Origin of the sequence: Shinella sp. HZN7, assembly GCF_001652565.1 — a bacterium.
Lineage (GTDB): Bacteria > Pseudomonadota > Alphaproteobacteria > Rhizobiales > Rhizobiaceae > Shinella > Shinella granuli.
The window spans coordinates 3,152,955-3,177,880 of sequence record NZ_CP015736.1; the positions used below are offsets into that span (position 1 = coordinate 3,152,955).

Consider the following 24,926-nt stretch of genomic DNA (forward strand, 5'->3'; position numbering starts at 1 on the left):
GCTCGGCTCAAGGCCGAGCATGACGAAGGAGGGGTGTGGCGGACTTGCCAGCGGTGTCTGAAACGCTTTCAATGGGATAATACCCGCTGCCCCGGCGGCGCGTCTTGCTTTCGACGTTTCTTCGCGGCATGGTTTGCCGAATTGGACGGGTGGTTCGCGCCGCCGTGACCCTGGGAGACCCATATGAAGCCGATCACAGTCCTCAGCCTGCTGACCGCCGCCGTCGCACTCGCCGCTTGCCAGTCCGAGCGCGCGCCGCGCGACCTGCCGGTGACCCAGCGCCCCGTGGCGCAGGGAGTGGAAGGCGCCTGGGTGGACCCGAACGGCATCGTCTCCACCTTCCAGGGCGGCACGTTCACGACGCGCACGACCGACACGAACCAGCTTCTCGCTTCGGGCACCTACATCAACACGTCGCCGACGCTGGTCGAGATCAACATGACCTCGCTGGTGCGCAACACCCAGTCCAAGGTCAATTGCGCGCTCGTCAGCCAGAGCCAGCTCAACTGCACGACGGCCGAAGGCGCGCAGTTCTCGCTCGCCCGCCGCGCCTGAGCGAACGACATCGTCACGAAAGGGCCGCAAGGCCCTTTTTTCGTTTCGGCTCATAAACATGGGTGGCCTGTGGCCCCTCCTCTTTTCTCTTGAACTCGTCCGCGACCGGTGAAAACATCCGCCGGCTGGCTGTCATGTTTCCGGTTTATCGAGAAGCGGATCGCCCCTCCCGCGCCTTCGCGGGCAAACAAGGAGAAGAGGACCATGACGTTTTTCCGATCCGGCCTTCTGGCCGCCTCCCTCATCGCGCTCTCCAGCGGCTCGGCGCTCGCCGATTACGAGCTGAACATCCTGCATATCAATGACCTGCATTCGCGCATCGAGGCGATCAACAAGTTCGATTCGACCTGCTCGGACGAAGAGGAAGGCAAGGGCGAATGCTTCGGCGGCGTGGCGCGCCTGAAGACCGCCATCGACGCCCAGCGCGAGGCGCTGACCGGCAAGAACGTGCTGCTGCTGAACGCCGGCGACAATTTCCAGGGTTCGCTCTTCTACACCACCTACAAGGGCGCGGTGGAGGCCGAGTTTCTCAATCTCATGAAGTTCGACGCCATGACCGTCGGCAACCATGAATTCGACGACAGCGAGGACGGCCTCGCCACCTTCCTCGACAAGGTCGCGTTCCCGGTCGTCACCGCGAATGTCGCGGCCAGCGCCAGCTCGAAGATCGGTGACCGCATCAAGCCCTTCATCGTGCTGAACCAGGGCGGCCAGGGGATCGGCATCGTCGGCGCCGTCGCCAACGACACCGCGGAACTCTCCTCGCCCGGCCCGAACGTCCTGATCGGCGACGACGTCGCCGATATCACGGCGGCGATCGCCGAACTGAAGAAGCAGGGCGTCAACAAGATCATCGCGCTGACCCATGTCGGCTATCCGCGCGACCTGGCGGCCATCGCCAGGATCCCCGACGTGGACGTGGTGGTCGGCGGCCACACCAACACCTTCCTTTCCAACACCTCGGACAAGGCGGAAGGCCCCTATCCGACGCTGGTCGACAATCCCGGCGGCTACAAGGTGCCCGTCGTGCAGGCCGCGGCCTATTCCAAGTATCTCGGCAATCTCAAGGTCGTCTTCGACGATGCGGGCGTCGTGAAGGAATCCTCCGGCGAACCGATCCTGATCGATTCCTCCGTCAAGCCGGACGAGGCCGTGCTCGCCCGCATCAAGGAGCTTGGCGGCCCGATCGAGGAGCTGAAGAACAAGATCGTCGCCGAGAGCGCAGCGCCCATCGACGGCTCGCGCGAGGTATGCCGCGCCGCCGAATGCGCCATGGGCAACCTGGTGGCCGACGCCATCCTCGACCGCACCAGGAGCCAGGGCATGACGATCGCCATCACCAATGGCGGGGGCCTGCGCGCTTCCATCGACGGCGGCCCGGTCTCCATGGGCGAGGTGCTGTCGGTGCTGCCCTTCCAGAACACGGTCGCCACCTTCCAGCTCAAGGGTTCGGACCTCCTCGCCGCCCTCGAAAACGGCCTCGGCCAGATCGAGGAAGGCGCCGGCCGCTTCCCCCAGGTCTCCGGCATGAAATATTCCTTCGACAAGTCGAAGCCGGCCGGCAGCCGCGTCGTCTCCGTCGAGGTGAAGGAGGGCGACGCCTTCGTGCCGCTCGACCCGGCCAGGACCTACGGCATCGCCTCGAACAACTACATGCGGACGGGTGGTGACGGTTACTCCATCTTCGCCACCGCCGGCATGAACGCCTACGATTTCGGCCCGAACCTCGAACTGGTCGTCGCCGACTATCTTGCCGCGCACCGCCCCTACCAGCCCTATACGGATGGCCGCATCACGGAAGTCGCCGATGCCACGGTCGTCGAGACCCCGGATACCACGGAGACCGCGGCAGGCACCGAGGCAGAGCCAGCCGCGAGCGAAACGGCAACCCCGACGGACACGGCCGCCAAGTCGGCGGAAGGCACGGCAACCTCCGGCGAGGCCGCATCGGGCGCCGCCGCCACGACCACGACCACCGAAACAGCAACGGTGGCGGCCGGCGGCAAGCATGTCATCGTCCGCGGCGATACGCTTTGGGATCTCGCCAAGGCGGCCTATGGCGACGGCACGCTGTGGCGCAGGATCGCGGAAGCCAACGGCAATCCGCGGCCCCGCGCCCTGCATGTCGGCACGGAGCTGTCCATCCCGACCAAATAAGGACAATTTGTCTCCACTATTTCTGCCGGCCCGGGCTTTCCCGGGCCGGTATTTCTTTTTAGAACGATTCTGAGCCGACCGGGCATCCGTCGTGCAGGAGCAATCCGGCGCGCATGCCGCGGTCTTGCATATGCACTTGCAAGAAGACAAAGCCCGAGAGCAATGAACGACACCCCGCACGCCGAGGACCGCACCATGCAGGACACCACAGCCAAGCCTGCCGACCACCCATCCGTCAAGCACGGCAAGGTCGGCGTGCTGCTGGTCAATCTCGGCACGCCTGATGGTACCGACTACACCTCGATGCGCCGCTACCTGAAGGAATTCCTGACCGACAAGCGCGTCATCGAATGGCCGAGGATCGCCTGGTATCCCATCCTTTTCGGCATCGTGCTCAACACGCGCCCCGGCAAGGTCGGCAAGGCCTATGAGACGATCTGGAACAAGGAAAGGAACGAGAGCTTCCTTCGCACCTATACGCGCAGCCAGGCCGAACTGATGGCCAAGGCCCTCTCCGATTATTCCGAGGTCGTCGTCGACTGGGCGATGCGCTACGGCCAGCCCTCCATCGCCTCGCGCATGGAATACCTGCAGAAGGCCGGTTGCGAACGCATCCTCGTCTTCCCGCTCTATCCGCAATATGCGGCGGCGACGACGGCGACCGTCAACGACAAGGCCTTCGAGGCGCTCCTGAAGATGCGCTGGCAGCCGGCCCTGCGCACCGTGCCGCCCTATCACGATGATCCGGCCTATATCGACGCGCTCGCCGTCTCGATCGAAAAGCACCTGGCGACGCTCGACTGGGAACCGGAGCGGGTGCTCACCTCCTTCCACGGCATTCCCAAGAGCTATTTCGACAAGGGCGATCCCTATTACTGCCAGTGCCAGAAGACCGCGCGACTCCTGCGCGAACGGCTCGGCTGGTCGAAGGAAAAGCTTGTCGTCACCTTCCAGTCCCGCTTCGGACCGGAGGAATGGCTCCAGCCCTATACGGACAAGACCGTGGAAAAGCTGGCGCAGGAGGGCATCAAGCGCATTGCCGTCATCAATCCCGGCTTCGTCTCCGACTGCCTGGAGACGCTGGAGGAGATCGCCGAACAGGCCGCAGAAAGCTTCCTGCACAATGGCGGCGAGAAGTTCGCACACATTCCCTGTCTCAACGATTCGCCCGAAGGCATGGCGGTTCTCGAAAAGGTCGTGCGGCGCGAGCTTTCCGGCTGGGTCTGATCCCGGATAAATCTTGCCTTCGTCCAAATAGACTGGCGTCGCGGCCCGTATTCCTTACAGTGGCGCGGCGCCGCGTTGTCTGTTGGAGAAAAGAACTATGGATTTGGCCGGATTGGATATCGTCGTCATCGCCCTCGTGGTGCTGGTCATCCTGATCCTCTTTGCCGGGATCAAGACGATCCCGCAGGGCTATCAGTACACGGTGGAGCGCTTCGGCCGCTATACGCGCACGCTGGAGCCCGGCCTCAACCTCATCATCCCCTTCATCGACCGCATCGGCGCGAAGATGAACGTGATGGAACAGGTGCTCGACATCCCCACGCAGGAGGTCATCACCCGCGACAATGCGAGCGTTTCGGCAGACGGCGTCGCCTTCTACCAGATCCTCAATGCGGCGCAGGCCGCCTACCAGGTCGCCCATCTGGAAAACGCGATCCTCAATCTCACCATGACCAATATCCGTTCGGTCATGGGCTCGATGGACCTGGACGAGCTTCTGTCCAACCGCGACGTGATCAACGACAAGCTGCTGCGCGTCGTCGACGAGGCGGCCAATCCCTGGGGCATCAAGATCACCCGCGTCGAGATCAAGGATATCGCCCCGCCGAAGGACCTGGTCGATTCAATGGGCCGGCAGATGAAGGCGGAGCGCGAAAAGCGCGCGCAGGTGCTGGAAGCCGAGGGTGCCCGCAACGCACAGATCCTGCGCGCCGAAGGCGCCAAGCAGTCGGCGATCCTTGAGGCCGAAGGTCAGCGCGAGGCCGCCTTCCGCGACGCCGAAGCCCGCGAGCGCCTTGCGGAAGCCGAAGCCAAGGCGACGAAAATGGTCTCGGAAGCCATCGCCGCCGGCAACGTGCAGGCGATCAACTACTTCGTCGCCCAGAAATACACCGAAGCCATGGCCGCCATCGGCAAGGCGCCGAACTCGAAGATCGTGCTGATGCCGATGGAGGCCTCCTCGCTCGTCGGATCGCTGGGCGGCATCGGCGCCATCGCAAGGGAAGTCTTTGGCGACGGCGGCTCCTCGCAGACCGCGGGCACGCCGCGCACGCGCCAGTCGACACCGACCACCACCGCCTCGACGTCCGCCTTCCGCAACCCGTTCGATACGTCGCAGGGAAGCTGAGCATGATCCAGCGCATCGTCACGGAACTCGGCCCCTGGGCCTGGTGGGTGCTCGGCATCGTGCTCCTCATCCTCGAAGTGCTGATGCCCGGCGTCTTCCTCGTCTGGATCGGCATCGCGGCGATCGTCACCGGTGCCCTCTCGCTGCTCCTGTGGGACGCGGCGTTCTGGACCTGGCATGCCCAATGGCTGGTCTTCGCCGCACTGTCGCTGGTGGCCGTGCTGATCGGCCGGCGCATCGTCAAGACGCGCGGCCAGACCTCCGACCAGCCGCATCTCAACCAGCGCGGCCAGAGCCTTGTCGGCCGCACCGCGACGCTGGAGCAGCCGATCACCGAAGGCCGCGGTCGCATTCGTCTCGACGATACGATGTGGAGCGTACAGGGGCCGGACCTTCCGGTCGGCGCGCGCGTGCGCGTCACGGCCAGCAACGGCCGCGATCTGACGGTCGAGGCCGTATAGTCAAACAAAACCCCCGCATTTCAGGAAATACGGGGGCTTGAGCTTTATGCTTGTGGATTCGCCGGTCAGGCGACGCCGATGCGCAGCAGGTCGTGGAAGTGCACGACGCCGACCGGACGGAAGGTCTCGTCGGTGACGATCAGCGCGGAAATGTTGTACTGGTTCAGCAGGCCGAGCGCGGCGGTCGCCAGCGTCGTCGGCTTCACCGTCTTCGGCGCTCGCGTCATGATCTCGTCGACGCTGAGTTCGGCAAGGTTGCGCGAGAGATTGCGCGCGATATCGCCGTCCGTGACGATGCCGACGAGGATGCCCTCGTCATTGACGACGCCGACGCAGCCGTAGCGCTTCTGCGACAGGAGCAGGACGGCATCCGGCATCGAGGTGCCGAGGGGAACGAGCGGCATGTTCTCGCCGCTGTGCATGATGTCGCCGACATGGGAAAGGCTGGCGCCGAGCTTGCCGCCCGGATGGAAGGTCTTGAAATCCGTCGCGGTGAAGCCGCGGGCTTCGAGAAGCGCAACCGCGAGCGCATCGCCGAGCGACAGTTGCATCAGCGTGGAGGTGGTGGGCGCCAGGCCGTGCGGGCAGGCCTCCTGCTCCTTCGGCAGCAGCAGCAGCGTATCCGCCTCGCGGGCAAGGGCCGAGCGCTCGCCCGAGGTGATGGCGATCAGCGGAATGGAGAAGCGGCGGGAATAGGAGACGATGCCCTGCAATTCGGCCGTCTCGCCGCTCCAGGACATGGCGAGGATGACGTCGTCACGGCCGATCATGCCGAGATCGCCGTGATTGGCCTCGACGGGATGCACGAAGAAGGACGGCGTGCCGGTGGAAGCGAGCGTCGCGGCGATCTTCGCCCCGATATGCCCCGACTTGCCGATGCCCGTCACGATCACGCGACCGCTGATATCGCCGATGACGCGAACAGCTTCGCAAAAAGCGTCGAAGAGCCGCCCCTGCAGAGCCGCTGAAAGAGCGGTAAGGCCGGCCATTTCCGTTTCAACGGTGCGGATTGCCGAAGCGATGGCACCGGCGCTGTCAACTTTTGCCTGTCTTTTGATCATGGGTCTCGTTAGCGCTTTTGCAATCCTCTGTCCATGCACGAAAGAAAGCAGATTGTTACGGCGAGTGATTTTGTGAGCGGCAACCAGACGTTAACCACAACGGCCTGGCCCGGCAGGGTCTGAATCTGGACGAAGCCCTTGGCAAGCTCTGCTGATGGTGGAGACGGGCCGGATCGCGCAAGGCGGTTCGCCTGCCCAGTGCCGGAAGTTGCTGCCCCGATTTACTGCACAGTCATAAGGCCTTCAGTCAGAATCGGAGCGTCATGCCCAGAACGGGGCCACTCAGGCGCGTATCGTAGACATGGCCGCCACGGGCGTAGTCGACATCGAGCACCTTGTAGCCTGCGGAGATGGAGAGATGATCGGTAACGGTATAGTTGACCGTGGCGAGCGCCGACCAGGTGATGTCGGCCCCCACGCCAAAGCCGCCGACATCCGCTTGCGCCTGCACGGACAGCCTGTCGGTCAGGGGAAGGAAGGCGCGGATGCCGACCACCGGGTCCACCCAGCCGAAGCTCTCGCCATAGGTGCGCGACATGCCGAGAGCACTGACCGTCACATCGTTCGAAATGTGCCAGAAGCGCGCGCCGGCGAGAGCATCCAGCGTGAAATCCGGCGTATCGACGACGCGATAGCCGCCTTGCAGCGTGGCCATGAACTGCTTGCTGTCGACGCTCCCGTTGATGACGGTGCCGGGCGGCACCGCTATCGGCAGGGCCGGCAAGGGACCGAATGCATGGCTGTCGGTGGTGTCGACATACATCATATCGCCCGAGAAGACGAACCGATCATAGCGTGCCCACACATTCACGAAGCCGCCGAAATTGAGATCGTCCATAACATCGGAGAACGATTTCTCGATCCCGATTGTCGGAGCCCGCCTGAACGGTGATATCTCCCCCTTGAGACCCGCTGCCCACATATACGGTGTGACCTGCAAGGCCCAGGTCGAGGTCGCATCCACGACAGGAGCCGGTTCTTCAGATTGGCCGCTCGCGGCGTCTGCGGCATGAGCAGCCTCGCCACCGTACAGTCCAGCGAGCACAAGGATGATGGCGTATCTGTTCAAGAGACCTTCCTCTTCAAGCTGAAAGCATATTGCTATCTCAGGCGGAAACGACACAGCAGGGCATGCCCTTCTCCTCGCTCGCTGATTGCCTTATGCCAAATGCACAAAATTTAATCAATCAGTTGCGCCATGATGGCTTCCATTCGCAATGGCAGGCTCATAGTATCCCGCTGGAACCGACCGCGAAATATAGAATGGAGGCAGGTCATGATCTTGAAAAACAACTCCTTTTTTGCCGCCTGCACGGCTGCCCTCATCACGACGGGCGTGCTGGCCTCCGCTGCCGATGCTTGCACGCGCTTCGTCTATCTCGGCGCGAACGATCAGGTCATCACAGCCCGGTCGATGGACTGGAAGCTCGATGTGGGCACCAACCTCTGGGTGTTCCCGCGCGGTATGAAGCGGTCCGGCGAAGCGGGACCGAACTCGGTGGAATGGATCTCGAAATACGGCAGCGTCATCGCCTCGGGCTATGACATCTCGACCACGGACGGCATGAACGAGGCGGGACTTGTCGCCAACGTCCTGTGGCTCGTGGAATCCTCCTATCCCGACTACGACGGCAAGACGCCGGGCCTCTCGCTGGCGGCCTGGGCGCAATATGCCCTCGACAATTTTGCCAGTGTGCGGGAAGCGGTCGATACGCTGGCGAAGGAGCCGTTCACCATCGTCACCGACAAGGTGCCGGGCGAGGAACGGCTTGCAACCCTGCATCTCTCGCTCTCGGACGCCAGCGGCGACAGCGCGATCATCGAATATATCGACGGCAAGCAGGTCATCCACCATAGCCGTGAGCATCAGGTGATGACCAATTCCCCGATCTTCGAGGAACAGCTCGCCCTCAACGAATACTGGAAGCAGATCGGCGGCACCGTCATGCTGCCCGGCACGAACCGCGCTGCCGACCGCTTTGCACGCGCGTCCTTCTATGTGAATGCCATCCCCAAGGCCGAAAACCCGGTCGAAGCCATCGCAAGCACCTTCAGCGTAATCCGCAACGTCTCCGTTCCGTTCGGCATCACGACGCCCGACCAGCCCAACATCTCCTCCACGCGCTGGCGGACCGTGGCGGACCACAAGCGCAAGCTCTACTTCTTCGAATCGGCGCTCACGCCGAACGTCTTCTGGGTCGACCTGACGAAGCTGGACCTTTCGGAAGAGACCGGCAAGGTGAGGAAGCTCGACCTCGGCCCCAACCAGACGAACATCTACGCCGGCATGGCCAACGACCAGTTCAAGGAAGCCGAGCCGTTCAAGTTCCTTGGGATATGAAGCGGGATGCGGGGTGGACGCGAGCCGCCCGCGAGCGAGATCGGAACCGGTCGTAAAACGTGCGCCTGCGTGCTCCGACACGCAGGGCCCTTGCTCAAACGGAATCAGCGGAAAAGATACGCCCGCAGATTTTCACCACCTGTTAACCATAAACTAACCCTTCGCCAATAGAGTGCTACCATCAGCGAATACGTGGCGAATGACGCTATTTTTCAAATACTTATGCGCGCTGCGCTTGTGTATGAAACAACGTTGGACCTCACGCTCGCTTCGAAATCGGAAAGGTGCGCAGGCCGCAATCATGGCAGAGGTAAAGGCAAGAGATCACGAGGCAGCATTGCCCCGCCTGTCATGGCGTCTCGCCAGCCTTCTGCTTGCCGGCACCATGCTTGCAGCCGCACCGGCTTTTGCCCAGCAGCGGCCGGCGAACGAGACACCCACATTCCAGGAACCGCTCGCCCAGAATACCGATGACGGCGCGATGGACACGACGACGCTGCCGGGAACCGAGACGACGGCGTCGACCGGAAGGACCCTGACCGAGCCCGCCCTCACCGGCGACCAGGCCGATGCGCTTTCCGACGCTGCAAACGACAACGAGGCCAGCCTGCGCACCGCTCGCGAGGGCGAGCGGCTGAACCTGCGGGAAGGCAACACCGACGCGGCGAGAAGCAATTTCGGCGACCCCTACGAGCCGACCGGCATTCGCGTCGGCACGTTCCTGCTCCGGCCCTCGATCACCCAGGGTCTCGGCCACGAACGCACGAAATCCGGCAGCACGACGCGCCGGACCTATTCCCAGACCGGCTTTCGCGGCTCGTTGACCTCCGACTGGTCGCGCCACCAGCTGACCATCGACGCCACGGGCATCTATCAGCGCAACATCAGCGGCACCGGAGAAACGGAACCGCAGGCACGCATCAACAGCGACCTGCGCCTCGATCTCAGCGACGACACGATCGCCAATCTCACCGCCGGCTACGGTTTCGAGCGCGAGGATTCCGCCGATCCCAACGCCATTGACGGCGCGAGCGCCCAGTCAGGCGTCCATAACTTCACCGCCGGTGCGCGCGTCCAGCGCGATTTCGGCGCGATCCGCGGCACGATCAGCGCGGAAATCGAGCGCGAGGTCTATGGCTCGGCAAAGCTCGCCAACGGCACGAAGCTCAGCCTTTCCGACCGCAATTTCACGCAGGGCACCCTGACGGGGCGCATCGGCTTCGAACTGTCCCCGGCGCTGATCCCCTATCTGGAAGCCTCGATCGGCCGTTCGATCTACGATGATAAACGCGATTCGCTCGGCTACGAGCGCTCCAGCTCGACGGTGGGCGGCCGCGCCGGCGTGGAGATCGATCTTGGCGAAAAGCTGCGCGGCGATCTCGGCATGGGCTACCGGCGCGCCGCCTTCGACGACAGCCGCCTGAAATCGATCGCCGCGCTGGCGCTCGACGGCTCGCTCGCCTGGTCGCCGCAGCGCGGCACGGAACTCCGGCTCGGCCTCGCCACGGAGATCGAACCATCGACCACCGCCGGGGAAAGCGGCTACGTCTCCTATGCGACCACGGCCGAACTGACGCATGAACTGCGCGAAAACCTCGTCGCGCGGCTGAGCGGCGCCTATACCTGGCGGGATTTCTCCTCGTCCGGCAGCTCCGACCAGAATGTCTATCTCGTCGGTACGGGTCTCACCTGGGACCTCAACCGCTGGCTCGCATTGACCGGCGATGTCTCCTACGAATTGACCCGCCCGGCACGCGGCACCGACACCGGCATCACGCGCGCCGGCATCGGCCTCGTCCTGCGCCGCTGAGCCTCATTTCAGCTTGGCGACAAGCTCCCGCAGCGGGCCTTCGACGGTCGGGCGGATATCCGCACGGGCCAGCGCGAAGGCGATGTTGGCGAGGATGAAGCCGTCCTTGGCCCCGCAGTCATAGGTTTCGCCGCGGAAGTGGTAGGCGGCGAATTTCTGGCTGCCGGCCAGCTTCACCATGGCGTCGGTGAGCTGGATCTCGTTGCCGGCGCCGCGCTCCTGCGTGGAGAGGATCGGGAAGATTTCCGGCTGGAGAATGTAACGGCCGTTGATGAAGAAGTTGGAGGGCGCGGTGCCCGGAGCCGGCTTCTCGACCATCCTGGTGATGGCGAACCCTTCGCCGATCGTCTCGCCGACGCCGACGATGCCGTATTTGTGGGCCTGGTCGGGCGCGCATTCCTCGACGGCGACGATATTGGCGCCGCTGTGTTCGAAGAGTTCCACCATGCCCTTCATGCAGCCCTTTTCCGCCTTCATGATCATGTCGGGCAGAAGCAGCGCGAAGGGTTCGTTGCCGACCAGCTCGCGGGCACACCAGACGGCATGGCCGAGGCCGAGCGGCTCCTGCTGGCGGGTGAAGCTCGTCGAGCCGGCGACCGGCAGGATGCTTTCGAGCAGCGTCAGCTCGGCGGTCTTGTTGCGCTGGCGCAGCGTCTGCTCCAGCTCGACCTGGATGTCGAAATAGTCCTCGATGACCGCCTTGGAGCGGCCGGTGACGAAGATCAGGTGCTCGATGCCGGCTTCCAGCGCCTCGTCCACCACATACTGGATGACGGGCTTGTCCACGACGGTCAGCATCTCCTTCGGGACGGCCTTGGTGGCGGGAAGGAAGCGGGTGCCGAGACCGGCCACTGGGAAGACTGCTTTGCGAACCTTGCGAGCCTGCGACATATTCACCTCGTTGCGCCCGTCGCCCTCATGGCCGGGACGTATATGTGCCGAAATAGAAGCCAATTGCTATTTTTTTGCAAAGGAAGACTTTTTTGCGAAGGAAGACGGGGCAAAAGTTTGATGGTAAAGAATTTGTTGACTTCGTTTTTATAAGTTTTGCGTTCAGCCGATGGTTCCACGCCATCGTACCGAAATTTGAGAAACGGACACGACAGCTGATGACACAGAATCTCAAAACCGTTCTGCGCCGATCCGCGCTCACTCTCCTCCTGTCGGCCGGGCTTTTCGCCCAGGCCACCGCCGCCCGCGCGGACGCCCGCTTCCAGCAGTGGATCGCCGATTTCTACGCGACGGCATCCGAGGCCGGCATCAGCAAAGCGACCTACCAGAAGGCGTTTTCCGGCGTCAAGACACCCGATCCGGACGTCCTTCAAAAGGCCGCCTACCAGCCGGAATTCAAGCACAAGATCTGGGACTATCTCGATTCGCGCGTCAATCCCTATACGGTGCGCGTCGGCCGGGAAATGGCCGCAAAGCATGCCCGCACGCTCGCCGCCATCGAGCGGCATTTCGGCGTCGACCGCAACATCCTGCTCGCCATCTGGTCGATGGAATCGAACTATGGCGCGGTGCTGGAGAAGGACGACCGACTGCACTACGTGCCGCGGGCGCTGGCGACGCTCGCCTATGCCGACAAGAAGCGGGCGAAATATGCGCGCACGCAACTGATCGCGGCGCTGAAGATCATCCAGCGCGGCGACATCGCGGCCGCCAACATGACCGGCTCCTGGGCCGGCGCCATGGGCCACACGCAGTTCATCCCGACGAGCTACATGATCTATGCCGTCGATGCCGACGGCAACGGCCACCGCGACATCTGGAAGTCGGTGCCGGACGCGCTGGCGACCGCGGCGAACCTGCTTGCCAAGAACGGCTGGCAGTCCGGCAAGACCTGGGGCTACGAGATCGTCGTGCCGAAGGGCGGCAGCAAGTATTCCGGCCAGACGAAGACGCTCGCCCAGTGGGCGGAACTCGGCTTCACGCGCCCGAACGGCAGCGGCTTCAAGAACGGCGCCGACCGCGCCGAGCTGAAGCTGCCGGCCAATGGCGGCCCGGGCTTCCTGATGACCAAGAACTTCTTCGTCATCAAGCGCTACAACGCTTCGGACTCCTATGCCATGGGCGTCGGCATGCTGGCCGACCAGCTTGCCGGCTACAGCGGCGTCAAACAGCGCTGGCCGCGCCCGGACGGCGCACTCGACATCACCGAAAAATTCGAGCTGCAGACCCGTCTCAAGGAACTCGGCTATTATGAAGGCGAGGTCGACGGCAATTTCGGCTCCGGCTCCAAGGCCGCCATCCAGGCCTTCCAGAACCGGATGGGCCTTGCCGCCGATGGCGAGCCGAGCCAGCAGTTGCTGCGCGCGCTGCGCCGCTGACGCCTTCGGCAGGACGAACAGGGGCGCTCCGGCGCCCCTTTTTGCTGCCGGGCTTTCGCTTGGCCCGCGCATTTGCCATCATGCCGCCACCGCGATCCGGCAAGGTTGCGGCCAAGACGGGAGCCCTTGCGATGAGCACGACGACGACCCTACGGATTGTGCGCTTCGGCCTTGCCCTTGTGGCGGGGGCGAGCATCGTGGTGACCGCCCTTCCGGCCGGCGCGCAGCAACGCAAGGAACGCAAGACCATCCTGGAATTCCTCTTCGGCAAGCCGAAGCGCGAGGAGGTTGCACCCGAGCCGCAGATCAGGAAGCCGCGCATCGTCAATCGCAAGAAGAAGCAGGCGACGACCGTTGCCACCAAGCCGGAACCGACGGCGATCGAGAAATTGCCGGACGCCAAGGTCGTGCTGGTGGTCGGCGACTTCATCGCCGGCAGCCTCGGCGAGGGCCTGATCGCCGCCTTCGAGGCAACGCCGGGCATCGTCGTCGAGCGCCGCACCAACGGTTCCTCCGGCATCGTGCGCGAGGATTATTACGACTGGCCGGCCTCCCTGCCCGGTCTGATCGCTGAAACCGATCCCGCCCTCGTCGTGCTCAGCATCGGCGCCAACGACCGGCAGCAGATGTCGGTAGGCGGGGAAAAGGAGAAGTTCCGCTCCGAGGCCTGGACCCGGGAATACGAAGCGCGTGTCGAACGCCTCGCGACGCTCGCCCGCGCGGGCGGCAAGCCGATGATGTGGATCGGCATGCCGGCCTTCCAGTCATCGGCCATGACGGCCGACATGACGACGCTCAACACCATCTACCGGGCCGGCGTCGAAAAGGCCGGCGGCGAATTCATCGACATCTGGGACGGTTTCGTCGATGAGAACGGCAAGTTCGTCATCTCCGGCTCGGACATCAACGGCCAGCAGGTGCGCCTGCGCGGCTCCGACGGCATCAACTTCACCAAGGCCGGCAAGCGCAAGCTCGCCTTCTATGTGGAAAAGGAAATCCGCCGCGTGCTAGGCGATGCCGCCGCCGATGGCCCCGGCCTGCAGGGCGACCTCAAGGATCTCGTCGTGTCCGCGCCGGCAGAAGACACCGAAATCACCAAGACGCTGCCGATCAGCCTTGCCGACCCGGCGCTCGACGGCGGCACGGCGCTGCTCGGCGGCGCCGCGATCAAGGGCAACGGCAGGAGCCTGCGCGAAAAACTGGTGGAGAAGGGCGAGATCGCCGACGCCCCGCTCGGCCGCGTCGATGATTTTCGGCTGGACAAGACCGCAACGCCCTGACCGGGAGCCGGCACGATCCCCTGGAGCGCTGCTCAGGCCACGATCCGCGGCAGCGTGATGCGGGCGCAAAGGCCGGGCTTGCGGTTTTCCAGCAGGAAGCTGCCATTCGCCTCCTCGACGAAGCTCTCGGCGATGGCCAGTCCCAATCCTGCGCCCTCGCTCGTCGTATCGAGGCGACCGCCGCGCTTCAGCACGAACTCGATCTCCCCCTCCGGAATGCCCGGCCCGTCGTCGACGACTTCGATGACCGCCGTCGCGCCGTCCGCCCGGGCAAGGATGCCGACGGTGGTCCTGGCGTAACGGGCGGCATTTTCCGCAAGGCTGCCGAGGATTTCGGCGAGATCCTCCGCATCGATGCGCAGCATGAGGCCCGGCTCGATCTCCTGCTGCCAGTCGAGATCGCGGCCGGCCGGCGTACGCGAGACGACGCTGACGACCTGCGCGGCGACACGGCCAAGATCGCTGCGCGCCGTATGCCCGCGCTCGGCCTGGCGGGCGCGGGCCATCTCGTGATCGACATGGCGGCGCATGCGCAGGATGATCGCCTCGATGTCGCGCGCGACGCTTTCCTCCCCGCGCTCGCGCAGGCGCAGCACGTCGCCGGAGAGGATCTGGAGCGGCGTCTTGAAGCCATGGGCAAGGTCGGCCGCCCGCGCGCGCGCCTTGCGCAACTGGTTTTCCCGCGATTGCAGCAGGGCATCCACCTCGCCGGTGAGCGGCAGGACCTCGTCCGGGAAATCGGTGCCGAGCCGTTCCGCCTTGCCGGCGCGAATGGCGGAAAGGCGCTCCGTCAGCGTTGCCAACGGGCGCAGGCCGACGAAGATCTGCACGAAGCTCGCCGCCAGCAGAAGCACGGCGAGCGCCTGCATGTAGGGCAAAAGATCCCCTTCAAATTCGGCCGTGGCGCTCGAAATGTCCGTGCGGTCGATGGCGACGGCGACGCGCAAGGGCAGCGCCCCGGCCCGCTCGCTGGTCACCACCTCGCGCTCGACCAGAAGCAGCGACGCATCCCCCGGCCCCGTGATGGTCGCCGTATGCACGCCGCCGGCCGGAATATCCGGCAGGGCCAGCACGGTATCCCAGAGCGAGCGGGAGCGCAGGCGTTTCCCGTCGCCCTCGATCTGCCAGTAGAGGCCGGAGAGCGGCCGCTCGAAACGCGGATCGACCGGCGGCTTGGCAAGATGCAACGTCGCGCCCGGCTGCTCGGCAAGGCCGGCGATCACCTGGTTGAGATGCAGCATCAGCTCGGCGGCGATGCGCCGTTCCACATGCCGCTCGAACAGCGTCGACAGAACGAAGAACGCCGCCACGAGGGCGGCGATGATGGAGGCGGCGCCCGCAAGCACCAGGCGAAGGCGCAGCGAGCGGCGCGTCACGGCGCGGTCTCGCCCATGTAATAGCCGAAGCCCCGCCGCGTGCCGATGGCGACCGCGCCGAGTTTCTTGCGCAGCCGCGCGACGAGCGCCTCCAGCGCATTGGCATCGCGCGAGAAATCGTCGCCGTAAAGATGCTCCTGCAATTCGGTCGGCGGTACAATGCGGTCGCGATGATGGCCGAGATAGCTGACGAGCCGGTATTCGAGCGGCGTCAGCGACTGCGGCACGCCGTTGACGCTGACGCGCATCGCCCGCGTGTCGATGGTGACGGCGCCGATGGAAATCGTCGCCGCGCCATGGCCGACGGACCGGCGGATGAGTGCGCGGGCACGGGCCAGCAGCTCCTCGAACTGGAAGGGCTTCGGCAGGTAGTCGTCGGCGCCGGCATCGATGCCCTCGACGCGCTCGGCCCAGCTGCCGCGAGCCGTCAGCACCAGCACCGGCATGTGGCGGCCGTTGGCGCGCCAGCGCTTCAGCAGCGACATGCCGTCCATGCTCGGCAGGCCGAGATCGAGGATGACGAGATCGTAGTCCTCGGTGTCGCCGAGGAACCAGGCGTCCTTGCCGTCCGAGGCGGTCTCGACGGTATAGCCGGCCCCCGTCAGCACGGCGGAGACATCGGCCGCAATGCGGGCATCGTCCTCGACGAGCAGCAGGCGCATCAGTCGTCGTCGTCCTCTACGATCGCCATCGTCTTGGCATCGAGCTGCAGCTCGATGATCTGGCCGGACGGCTGGATGAATTCCAGCTCATATATATAGCGATCGCCCTCGCGCTCAAGCTCGACTTCGATGAGGTCGCCCTCGACATGCTTGCGGGCTTCCACGATGATCTGTTCGAGCGGACGCACGAGGCCCTGTTCGAGGGCACGGCGGGCTTCCTCATGTTCCAGCGCATCGTCGTCGTCATCCGCCTGCGCGCCCATCGGCGGCGCTACGGAAAGGGCGACGAACAAGGTGAGCGCCAGCGGAAAGGGGGTCAATATCTTCCTGATCATGGGCCTACCTATACGCGCATCAAGCTGACAAATCGCTGACAGCGCCTGTCAGGCAAGCAACAGGCAGCCTGTGCGAAACCTCTCCTCACAACGACAGGAAAGGACTTCGCCATGCGCCTCACCACGACCGGCCTTCTCGCCGCCAGCCTCCTCGCCCTCACCGTGCCGGCCCTCGCCGACACCACCAAGGCGCCGACCCGCAAGACGCTCGAACAGGTCGCCAACGAGCTTTCCGCCAAGGGCTATACGATCCGCGAGATCGAAATGGACGACGGCCATTTCGAGGCGAAGATCGTCGACACGAAGAACGTCGTCAGCGAAGCGAAGATCGACGGCTACACCGGCGAGATCCTGCGCCTTGAGCGCGAAGACTGATCCGCCGCCAAACTCCCCTCTGAAGACCCCATCGAACAAGGACATTATCTCATGGTCAAGATCATCGGCACCTCCTCCGCCAACACGCTCAAGGGCCAGTCGACGGCCGACGACATCTATGGCAAGGGCGGCAACGACAAGCTCTTCGGCTTCGGCGGCAATGACGACCTCGAAGGCGGCGCCGGCAACGACTGGCTGCACGGCGGCTCCGGCAATGACGAGTTGAGCGGCGGCGCCGGCCGCGACACCTTCGTCTTCTCCAGCGGCCGCGACGAGATCGACGATTTTTCCGCAAACGCCGACAAGATCGTCATCGACAGCGCGCTCGGCGTCAAAAGCTTTGCGGAACTCAAGGCACTCGCCAGGACCGTCGACAACGGTGAGGACGTGCGCTTCGATTTCGGCAACGGCAACACGCTGACGCTGGAAGACACGAAGCTTTCGAGCCTCAAGGCCAGCCACTTCTCCTTCCAGGCCGTCGACACGGATGAACCCAAGGATCCGCGTTCCGGCGATGACGTGCTGAACGGCAACAGCAAGGCCAACACGATCTCCGGCGGCGACGGCAATGACCGGATTTCCGGCAAGGGCGGCAACGACAAGCTTTCGGGCGATGCCGGCAACGACAAGATCTGGGGCGGCAGCGGCCATGACGACCTGGAGGGCGGCGCCGGCAACGACCAGCTCTTCGGCAGCTCGGGCAATGACGACCTCGAAGGCGGCGCCGGCAACGATCGCCTGGACGGCGGTTCCGGCAACAACGAGCTGGAAGGCGGCGCCGGCCGCGACACCTTCGTCTTCAAGACCGGCAAGACCGAGATCGAGGATTTCCAGACGAATTTCGACAAGATCGAGATTTCGAAAAGCCTCGGCGTCACGAGCTTCGCCGACATCGCCGACATCGCCCGCACGGCCGATGGCGGCAAGGACGTGGTGTTCGATTTCGGCAAGCACGAGTTGCGCCTCGACGACATCAAGCTCGCCGATCTCTCTGCGTCGGACTTCCTCTTCGTCTGAGGCGGATATCGCCCCTCATCCCGCTGCCGCGACCTTCTCCCCGCAAGCGGGGAGAAGGGACCTGTTGTGAATGCCTTGCCCACTGTCCTTGAGGAAAACGGCGCGGCATATCCCTTCTCCCCGCTTGCGGGGAGAAGGTGCCGGCAGGCGGATGAGGGGCACTTTACCAACAGAAAAGGGCGCGCCGGTTTTCCTGGCGCGCCCTTTCTGTTTCCGCACACTCAACGCGGCAGCGTCGTAGACCCCATCAGCGCCTCATCGATGGCGCGGGCGGCCTGGCGGCCTTCGCGGATCGCCCAGACGACCAGCGACTGGCCGCGGCGCACGTCGCCGGCGGTCCAGAGCTTTTCCACCGAGGTCTTGTAGTCGCGGTCGTTGGCGACGACGTTCGAGGAGCCGCGCTTGTCAGTGTTGATCGTCAGGCGCTCGCCGAGGTCCTTCAACACACTGTCGGTGAAGGGTCCGCGGAAGCCGATGGCGATGAAGGCGAGGTCCGCCTTGATGATGAACTCCGTGCCGGCGATCGGCTTGCGGCGGTCATCCACCTGGCAGCACTTCACGCCCGTCAGCACGCCATCCTCGTCTCCGACGAATTCGAGCGTGCCGACCTGGAATTCGCGCACGGCGCCCTCGGCCTGCGAGGAGGAGGTGCGCATCTTGGTCGCCCAGAACGGCCAGACGGCGAGCTTGTCTTCCTTTTCCGGCGGCTGCGGACGGATGTCGAGCTGCGTGACCTTCACCGCGCCCTGGCGGAAGGCCGTACCGACGCAGTCCGACGCCGTGTCGCCACCGCCGACGACGACGATATGCTTGCCACCGGCCAGGATCGGCGCGGAGGGCCAGCCGACGCTGTCGATGTTCTCGCGGCCGACGCGGCGGTTCTGCTGCACGAGATAGGGCATGGCATCGTGCACGCCGGCAAAGTCGACGCCGGGAATGCCGGCATCGCGCGGCGTCTCCGAACCGCCGCAGTAGAGCACGGCATCATGTTCGGCGAGCATCTCGTCCATCGGCTTGTCGACACCGACATTGACGCCATAGTGGAAGGTGACGCCCTCGCCGCGCATCTGGTCGACGCGGCGGTCGATGAAGTTCTTCTCCATCTTGAAGTCCGGAATCCCGTAGCGCAGCAGGCCGCCGGCCTTGGACTCGCGCTCGTAGAGGTGGACCTCATGGCCGGCGCGGGCAAGCTGCTGGGCGGCGGCCATGCCAGCCGGGCCCGAGCCGATGACCGCAACCTTCTTGCCGGTCTTCACCGTTGCCGGCTGCGGCACGATATAGCCCATCTCATAGGCCTTGTCGGCGATCGCCTGCTCGACGGTCTTGATGGAGACCGGCATGTCTTCGAGGTTCAGCGTGCAGGCTTCCTCGCACGGCGCGGGGCAGACACGGCCGGTGAATTCCGGAAAGTTGTTGGTCGAATGCAGGTTGCGGATCGCCTCTTCCCAGTTGCCGTTGTAGACGAGATCGTTCCAGTCCGGGATCTGGTTGTGTACCGGACACCCGGTCGGGCCGTGGCAATAGGGAATGCCGCAATCCATGCAGCGCGCGGCCTGCTTCTGGACCTCCGGGTCCGACATGGGGATGGTGAATTCGCGAAAATGGCGGATGCGGTCGGAGGCCGGCTGATACTTCGCCACCTGCCGGTCGATTTCCATGAAACCAGTAACCTTGCCCACTTCAATAATCCTTGCTCAAGGACGGGTGCCGCTCGGGCCCCGATGCCGGAATGCCGGCCAAGATGAAATCCATGCCGGCCGCGCGCCCGCGCAACCGGTCGGTGAAGGTCGAAACCGCTGCCTTATTCGGCAGCGATCCCCATCCTCATGCGCTCCATCTCTTCGAGCGCGCGGCGGTACTCGACCGGCATCACCTTGCGGAATTTCGGACGATACTCGGCCCAGCGGTCGAGAATCTCCCTGGCCCGCGGCGAGCCCGTATAGTGCAGGTGATTGGAGACGAGCTGATAGAGCCGTTCCTCGTCATGGCGCGTCATGTCGTCGGACACGTCCACCATGCCCTTGTGCATGAGGTCGCCGCCATGATGGTGCAGCTTCTCCAGCATGTCGTCCTCTTCCGGCACCGGTTCGAGTTCGACCATCGCCATGTTGCAGCGGCGGGCGAAATCGCCCTCTTCGTCCAGCACATAGGCGACGCCCCCGGACATGCCGGCCGCGAAGTTGCGGCCCGTCTGGCCGATGACGACGACAACGCCGCCCGTCATGTACTCGCAGCCATGGTCGCCCACGCCCTCGACGACGGCGACCGCGCCGGAATTGCGCACCGCGAACCGCTCGCCGGCAACGCCGTTGAAGTAGCACTCGCCGGCGATCGCGCCGTAGAGCACCGTGTTGCCGACGATGATCGATTCATGCGGCACCGCCTTGTTACCCTCCGGGGGACGCACGATGATGCGGCCGCCGGAAAGGCCCTTGCCGACATAGTCGTTGCCCGCGCCGATGAGGTCGAAGGTGACACCGCGGGCAAGGAAGGCGCCGAAGGACTGGCCCGCCGTGCCATGCAGCTTCACGGAGATCGTATCGTCCTTCAGGCCCTTGAAGCCGTAGCGCTTGGCAACGGCACCCGAGAGCATCGCACCGGCCGAGCGGTCGACATTCTTGATATCGACCTCGAAGGCGACGGGCGTCTTCGATTCCAGGGCGGGCTTGGCCTCTTCGATGAGCTTGCGGTCGAGGATATCGTGGATCGGGTGGTTCTGCCGCTCGGTCCAGTAGGTCGCCTCCTTCGGCGCATCGACCTTGTGGAAGATGCGGGAGAAGTCGAGGCCGTTGGCCTTCCAGTGCGAGATCATCTTCTCCTTCTCCAGAAGCTCCGAGGCGCCGATGATCTCGTTCAGCGAACGCACGCCGAGCGAGGCCAGGATTTCGCGCACCTCTTCGGCGACGAAGAAGAAGTAGTTGATGACATGCTCCGGCGCGCCCTTGAAGCGCTTGCGCAGGACCGGATCCTGCGTCGCGACGCCGACCGGGCAGGTGTTGAGATGACACTTGCGCATCATGATGCAGCCGGCCGCGATCAGCGGCGCGGTGGCAAAGCCGAATTCGTCGGCCCCCAGCAGCGCGCCGATGACGACGTCACGACCGGTCTTGAGGCCGCCATCGACCTGCAGCGCGATACGCGAGCGCAGCTTGTTGAGCACCAGCGTCTGGTGCGTCTCGGCGAGGCCGATTTCCCAGGGAGAGCCTGCATGCTTCAGCGAGGTGAGCGGCGAAGCGCCCGTGCCGCCGTCGAAGCCGGCGATGGTGATATGGTCCGCGCGCGCCTTGGCGACACCGGCGGCGACCGTGCCGACGCCGACCTCCGAGACGAGCTTGACCGAGATATCCGCTTCCGGGTTGACGTTCTTCAGGTCGTAGATGAGCTGCGCCAGATCCTCGATCGAGTAGATATCGTGGTGCGGCGGCGGCGAGATGAGGCCGACGCCCGGCGTCGAGTGACGGGTCTTGGCGACCGTCGCATCCACCTTGTGGCCGGGCAACTGGCCGCCCTCACCGGGCTTGGCGCCCTGCGCGACCTTGATCTGCAGCACGTCCGCGTTGACCAGATATTCGGTCGTCACACCGAAGCGGCCCGAGGCGATCTGCTTGATCGCCGAGCGCTCGGGGTTCATCGACCCGTCCGGCAGCGGCATGTAGCGGTCGGCCTCCTCGCCGCCCTCGCCGGTGTTCGACTTGCCGCCGATCCGGTTCATGGCGACGGCGAGCGTCGTGTGCGCCTCGCGGGAAATCGAGCCGAAGGACATGGCCCCGGTCGAGAAACGCTTGACGATATCGACCGCCGGCTCCACCTCGTCGATGGAGATCGGCTTGCGGCCGGCCGCTTCCGCGTCCTTGATCGAGAAGAGGCCGCGGATCGTGTTCATGCGCAGCGCCGAGGCGTTCACCAGGTCGGCGAACTCCCTGTAGCGGTCGGCCGCGTTGCCGCGCACCGCATGTTGCAGCGAGGCGACGACGTCGGGCGTCCAGGCATGCTCCTCGCCGCGCATGCGATAGGCATATTCGCCGCCGATATCCAGCGTGTTGGCGAGCAGCGGGTCGCGGCCGAAGGCGGCCTTGTGGCGGTTGAAGGTCTCCTTGGCGATCTCGTCGAGGCCGATGCCCTCGATGGTCGTCGCGGTGCCGAAGAAATATTTGTCGACCAGTTCGGAGGAAAGGCCGATGGCATCGAAGATCTGTGCGCCGCAATAGGACTGGTAGGTCGAGATGCCCATCTTGGACATGACCTTCAGGATGCCCTTTCCGATCGCCTTGATGTAGCGATAGACGATCTCTTCCGAATCCACTTCCTTCGGGAACTCGCCGCGCTTGTGCATGTCGGTAAGCGTGTCGAAGGCGAGGTAGGGGTTGATCGCTTCCGCGCCATAGCCGGCGAGAAGGCAGAAGTGATGCACTTCACGCGGCTCGCCGGTCTCCACGACAAGGCCGACCGAGGTGCGAAGGCCCTTGCGGATCAGATGGTGGTGCACGGCGGCGGTGGCAAGCAGCGCCGGGATCGCCACGCGGTCCGGCCCGATCTGGCGATCGGAGAGCACGATGATGTTGTAGCCCGACTTGACGGCCTGCTCGGCGCGCTCACAGAGCCGGTCGAGCATTTCCGGCATGCCGTCGGCGCCACGCGAGACGTCATAGGTGAAGTCCAGCGTCTTGGTGTCGAAGCGGTCCTCGACATGGCCGATGGAGCGGATCTTCTCGAGATCGCCATTGGTAAGGATCGGCTGACGCACTTCCATGCGCTTGGCCTTGGCCGCGCCGCCATGATCGAGGATGTTCGGGCGCGGGCCGATGAAGGAGACGAGGCTCATGACCAGTTCCTCGCGGATCGGGTCGATGGGCGGGTTCGTCACCTGCGCGAAGTTCTGCTTGAAATAGGTGTAGAGCAGCTTGGTCTTGTCGGACATGGCCGAGATCGGCGTATCCGTGCCCATGGAGCCGATCGCCTCCTGCCCCGTCGTCGCCATCGGCGACATCAGCAGCTTGGTGTCCTCCTGCGTATAACCGAACGCCTGCTGGCGATCGCGCAGCGATACGTCGCGGCGCAGCGCGCGCGGCTCGACCGGACCGAGATCTTCCAGGATGATCTGGGTGTTATCAAGCCACTCCCGATAGGGATGCTTGGCGGCAAGCGCGGACTTCACCTCCTCGTCGGAGATGATGCGGCCTTCCTCCATGTCGATGAGCAGCATTTTCCCGGGCTGGAGACGCCACTTCTTGACGATGCTCTCTTCCTTGACCGGCAGCGTGCCGGCCTCGGAGGCGAGGATGACGCGGTCGTCGTCGGTGACGAGGTAGCGCGCCGGACGCAGGCCGTTGCGGTCGAGCGTGGCGCCGATCTGCTTGCCGTCGGTGAAGGCGACGGCGGCCGGGCCGTCCCACGGCTCCATCAGGGCAGCGTGGTATTCGTAGAATGCCTTGCGCTCCTGGCTCATCAACTGGTTGCCGGCCCAGGCCTCGGGGATCAGCATCATGACCGCATGGGCCATGGAGTAACCGCCGCGCACGAGGAACTCGAGCGCGTTGTCGAAACAGGCCGTGTCCGACTGGCCCTCGTAGGAGATCGGCCAGAGCTTGGTGATGTCCTCTCCGAAGAGCGGCGAGGAGACGGAGGCCTGGCGGGCCGCCATCCAGTTGACGTTGCCGCGCAGCGTGTTGATCTCGCCGTTATGGGCGACCATGCGGTAGGGATGCGCCAGCTTCCACGACGGAAAGGTGTTGGTGGAGAAACGCTGGTGCACGAGCGCGACGGCCGATTCGAAGCGCGGGTCGGCGAGGTCCTTGTAATAGGCGCCCACCTGGTAGGCGAGGAACATGCCCTTGTAGACGATGGTCGTCGAGGACAGCGAGACGGGGTAGAAATTGCTCTCCTCGCCCTCGTATTCGTCGTAGATGCGGTTGGAGATCACCTTGCGCAGGGTGAAGAGCCGGCGCTCGAACTCGTCGTTCGTCGCGGCCTCGCGGCCGGCGCCGATGAAGACCTGGACATGCCGCGGCTCGGTGGCGGCGATCTCCGGGGCCTTGGAGAGCGAGGAATTGTCGACCGGCACGTCGCGGAAGCCGATGAGCACCTGCCCCTCTTCGGCGACGACATCTCCGATGACCTTCTTGAAATAATCGACGAGCTTCTCATCCTGCGGCATGAAGATGTGGCCGACGGCATATTCGCCTGCCTTGGGCAGCGTGACGCCCTGCCTTGCCATCTCCTCGCGGAAGAAGCGGTCCGGAATCTGGACGAGAATGCCTGCACCGTCGCCCATCAGCGGATCCGCGCCGACAGCGCCGCGATGCGTCAGGTTTTCGAGCATGAACAGCCCGTCCTTGACGATCTGGTGCGATTTCTTGCCTTTCAGATGCGCCACGAAGCCGACGCCGCAGGCATCGTGTTCATTGCGCGGATCATAGAGTCCCTGTTTTTTCGGCAGGCCCGGATTGGAAGCGCGTGTCGTGGCGCCCGTCGCAGTCGCCTGCGCCCGGAACTGCCGCAAATCATGTGCTTGGGTCTTCACCATCATTTTCTTCCTCCTGTGCGCCCATCCTGCGGGCATTCGTTTTCGCCCGTGTGACCCCTTTGCCTTTGGACGGGGCCTCGCGAGCGACTGTTTCATGAATCCGGCGCGACCGCAAAACGACGGCGGACCGGAAGGATCATCGGGACCCGTCTGGGCGCGCGGCTTTCGGAAGGAATACGCCCTCCTCGCCCGGCGCCGTTCCCGGCGGCTTCCGTGGTCTGGGAAGGCGCCTCTCGGTCTCTTGACCGAAATAGGACAGCAAACCTGTCCTATTTCATGGGCTCTATGCC

Annotated in this window: 19 protein-coding genes; 11 read left to right on the forward strand and 8 right to left on the reverse strand. The window is 64.3% G+C overall.

Features of this window, described 5'->3' with window-relative positions; translation table 11 throughout:
- Nucleotides 1–183 precede the first annotated feature (183 nt).
- The 5 genes from omp10 to shn_RS15315 all read left to right on the forward strand — a co-directional run bounded on the left by omp10 (nucleotide 184) and on the right by shn_RS15315 (nucleotide 5,526).
- Nucleotides 184–555 carry an outer membrane lipoprotein Omp10 gene (omp10, locus tag shn_RS15295; RefSeq protein WP_064331162.1) on the forward strand — a complete coding sequence of 124 codons (372 nt, stop codon included), beginning with the start codon at nucleotides 184–186 and terminating at the stop codon, nucleotides 553–555.
- Between the two features lie 204 nt (nucleotides 556–759).
- Nucleotides 760–2,712 carry a bifunctional metallophosphatase/5'-nucleotidase gene (locus shn_RS15300; protein WP_064331163.1) on the forward strand — a complete coding sequence of 651 codons (1,953 nt, stop codon included), beginning with the start codon at nucleotides 760–762 and terminating at the stop codon, nucleotides 2,710–2,712.
- 195 nt (nucleotides 2,713–2,907) lie between these two features.
- A complete protein-coding gene (gene hemH, locus shn_RS15305; protein ID WP_064332638.1) occupies nucleotides 2,908–3,939 on the forward strand; it encodes a ferrochelatase in 1,032 nt (343 codons plus the stop codon).
- Nucleotides 3,940–4,036: 97 nt separating this feature from the next.
- Nucleotides 4,037–5,065 (forward strand): SPFH domain-containing protein, encoded by a 1,029-nt coding sequence (locus shn_RS15310; RefSeq protein WP_064331164.1) that lies wholly within the window; start codon nucleotides 4,037–4,039, stop codon nucleotides 5,063–5,065.
- A gap of 2 nt (nucleotides 5,066–5,067) precedes the next feature.
- Nucleotides 5,068–5,526, forward strand: a complete 459-nt coding sequence (locus shn_RS15315; RefSeq protein WP_064331165.1) for an NfeD family protein — start codon at nucleotides 5,068–5,070, stop codon at nucleotides 5,524–5,526.
- A 65-nt stretch (nucleotides 5,527–5,591) separates the two neighbouring features.
- On the opposite strand, the gene shn_RS15320 is transcribed toward shn_RS15315, so the two are convergent.
- Together shn_RS15320 and shn_RS15325 are read right to left on the reverse strand one after the other, a co-directional pair.
- Complete coding sequence (locus tag shn_RS15320) at nucleotides 5,592–6,587, reverse strand: SIS domain-containing protein (protein ID WP_064331166.1); 996 nt, start codon at nucleotides 6,585–6,587, stop codon at nucleotides 5,592–5,594.
- Nucleotides 6,588–6,834: 247 nt separating this feature from the next.
- Nucleotides 6,835–7,656 carry a hypothetical protein gene (locus shn_RS15325; RefSeq protein ID WP_371328566.1) on the reverse strand — a complete coding sequence of 274 codons (822 nt, stop codon included), beginning with the start codon at nucleotides 7,654–7,656 and terminating at the stop codon, nucleotides 6,835–6,837.
- 207 nt (nucleotides 7,657–7,863) lie between these two features.
- Here shn_RS15325 and shn_RS15330 point away from each other — a divergent pair, with 207 nt between their 5' ends.
- Both shn_RS15330 and shn_RS15335 read left to right on the forward strand, forming a co-directional pair.
- Nucleotides 7,864–8,928 (forward strand): linear amide C-N hydrolase, encoded by a 1,065-nt coding sequence (locus tag shn_RS15330; RefSeq protein ID WP_064331167.1) that lies wholly within the window; start codon nucleotides 7,864–7,866, stop codon nucleotides 8,926–8,928.
- A gap of 301 nt (nucleotides 8,929–9,229) precedes the next feature.
- Entirely contained in the window at nucleotides 9,230–10,738 is a 1,509-nt protein-coding gene (locus shn_RS15335; RefSeq protein WP_064331168.1) for an outer membrane beta-barrel protein, read from the forward strand.
- 3 nt (nucleotides 10,739–10,741) lie between these two features.
- Here shn_RS15335 and galU read toward each other — a convergent pair whose 3' ends face one another.
- On the reverse strand, nucleotides 10,742–11,629 hold the full coding sequence (gene galU / locus shn_RS15340) for a UTP--glucose-1-phosphate uridylyltransferase GalU (protein WP_064331169.1): 888 nt from the start codon (nucleotides 11,627–11,629) through the stop codon (nucleotides 10,742–10,744).
- Between the two features lie 218 nt (nucleotides 11,630–11,847).
- On the opposite strand from galU, the gene shn_RS15345 reads away from it, so the two are divergent.
- Both shn_RS15345 and shn_RS15350 read left to right on the forward strand, forming a co-directional pair.
- Nucleotides 11,848–13,068: a lytic murein transglycosylase gene (locus shn_RS15345; RefSeq protein WP_064331170.1), complete on the forward strand. Its 1,221-nt coding sequence runs from the start codon at nucleotides 11,848–11,850 to the stop codon at nucleotides 13,066–13,068.
- 131 nt (nucleotides 13,069–13,199) lie between these two features.
- Complete coding sequence (locus shn_RS15350) at nucleotides 13,200–14,348, forward strand: DUF459 domain-containing protein (RefSeq protein ID WP_064332640.1); 1,149 nt, start codon at nucleotides 13,200–13,202, stop codon at nucleotides 14,346–14,348.
- Nucleotides 14,349–14,380: 32 nt separating this feature from the next.
- Here the strand turns inward: shn_RS15350 and shn_RS15355 are convergent, their stop codons facing one another.
- Genes shn_RS15355 through shn_RS15365 form a run of 3 tightly spaced genes read right to left on the reverse strand, consistent with a single transcriptional unit; the run spans nucleotide 14,381 to nucleotide 16,721 of the window.
- Entirely contained in the window at nucleotides 14,381–15,724 is a 1,344-nt protein-coding gene (locus shn_RS15355) for a HAMP domain-containing sensor histidine kinase (RefSeq protein WP_064331171.1), read from the reverse strand.
- A complete protein-coding gene (locus shn_RS15360; protein ID WP_064331172.1) occupies nucleotides 15,721–16,386 on the reverse strand; it encodes a response regulator transcription factor in 666 nt (221 codons plus the stop codon). Before shn_RS15360 ends, shn_RS15355 begins: the two co-directional genes overlap by 4 nt.
- Nucleotides 16,386–16,721, reverse strand: a complete 336-nt coding sequence (locus tag shn_RS15365; protein WP_206362176.1) for a PepSY domain-containing protein — start codon at nucleotides 16,719–16,721, stop codon at nucleotides 16,386–16,388. The genes shn_RS15360 and shn_RS15365 overlap by 1 nt, the downstream gene beginning before the upstream one ends.
- A 111-nt stretch (nucleotides 16,722–16,832) precedes the next feature.
- Here shn_RS15365 and shn_RS15370 point away from each other — a divergent pair, with 111 nt between their 5' ends.
- On the forward strand, nucleotides 16,833–17,096 hold the full coding sequence (locus tag shn_RS15370; protein WP_064331173.1) for a PepSY domain-containing protein: 264 nt from the start codon (nucleotides 16,833–16,835) through the stop codon (nucleotides 17,094–17,096).
- A gap of 51 nt (nucleotides 17,097–17,147) precedes the next feature.
- A complete protein-coding gene (locus shn_RS15375) occupies nucleotides 17,148–18,113 on the forward strand; it encodes a calcium-binding protein (RefSeq protein ID WP_064331174.1) in 966 nt (321 codons plus the stop codon).
- 221 nt (nucleotides 18,114–18,334) lie between these two features.
- On the opposite strand, the gene shn_RS15380 is transcribed toward shn_RS15375, so the two are convergent.
- A complete protein-coding gene (locus tag shn_RS15380; protein WP_064331175.1) occupies nucleotides 18,335–19,792 on the reverse strand; it encodes a glutamate synthase subunit beta in 1,458 nt (485 codons plus the stop codon).
- 122 nt (nucleotides 19,793–19,914) lie between these two features.
- Entirely contained in the window at nucleotides 19,915–24,636 is a 4,722-nt protein-coding gene (gene gltB / locus shn_RS15385) for a glutamate synthase large subunit (RefSeq protein ID WP_371328607.1), read from the reverse strand.
- Nucleotides 24,637–24,926 lie beyond the last annotated feature (290 nt).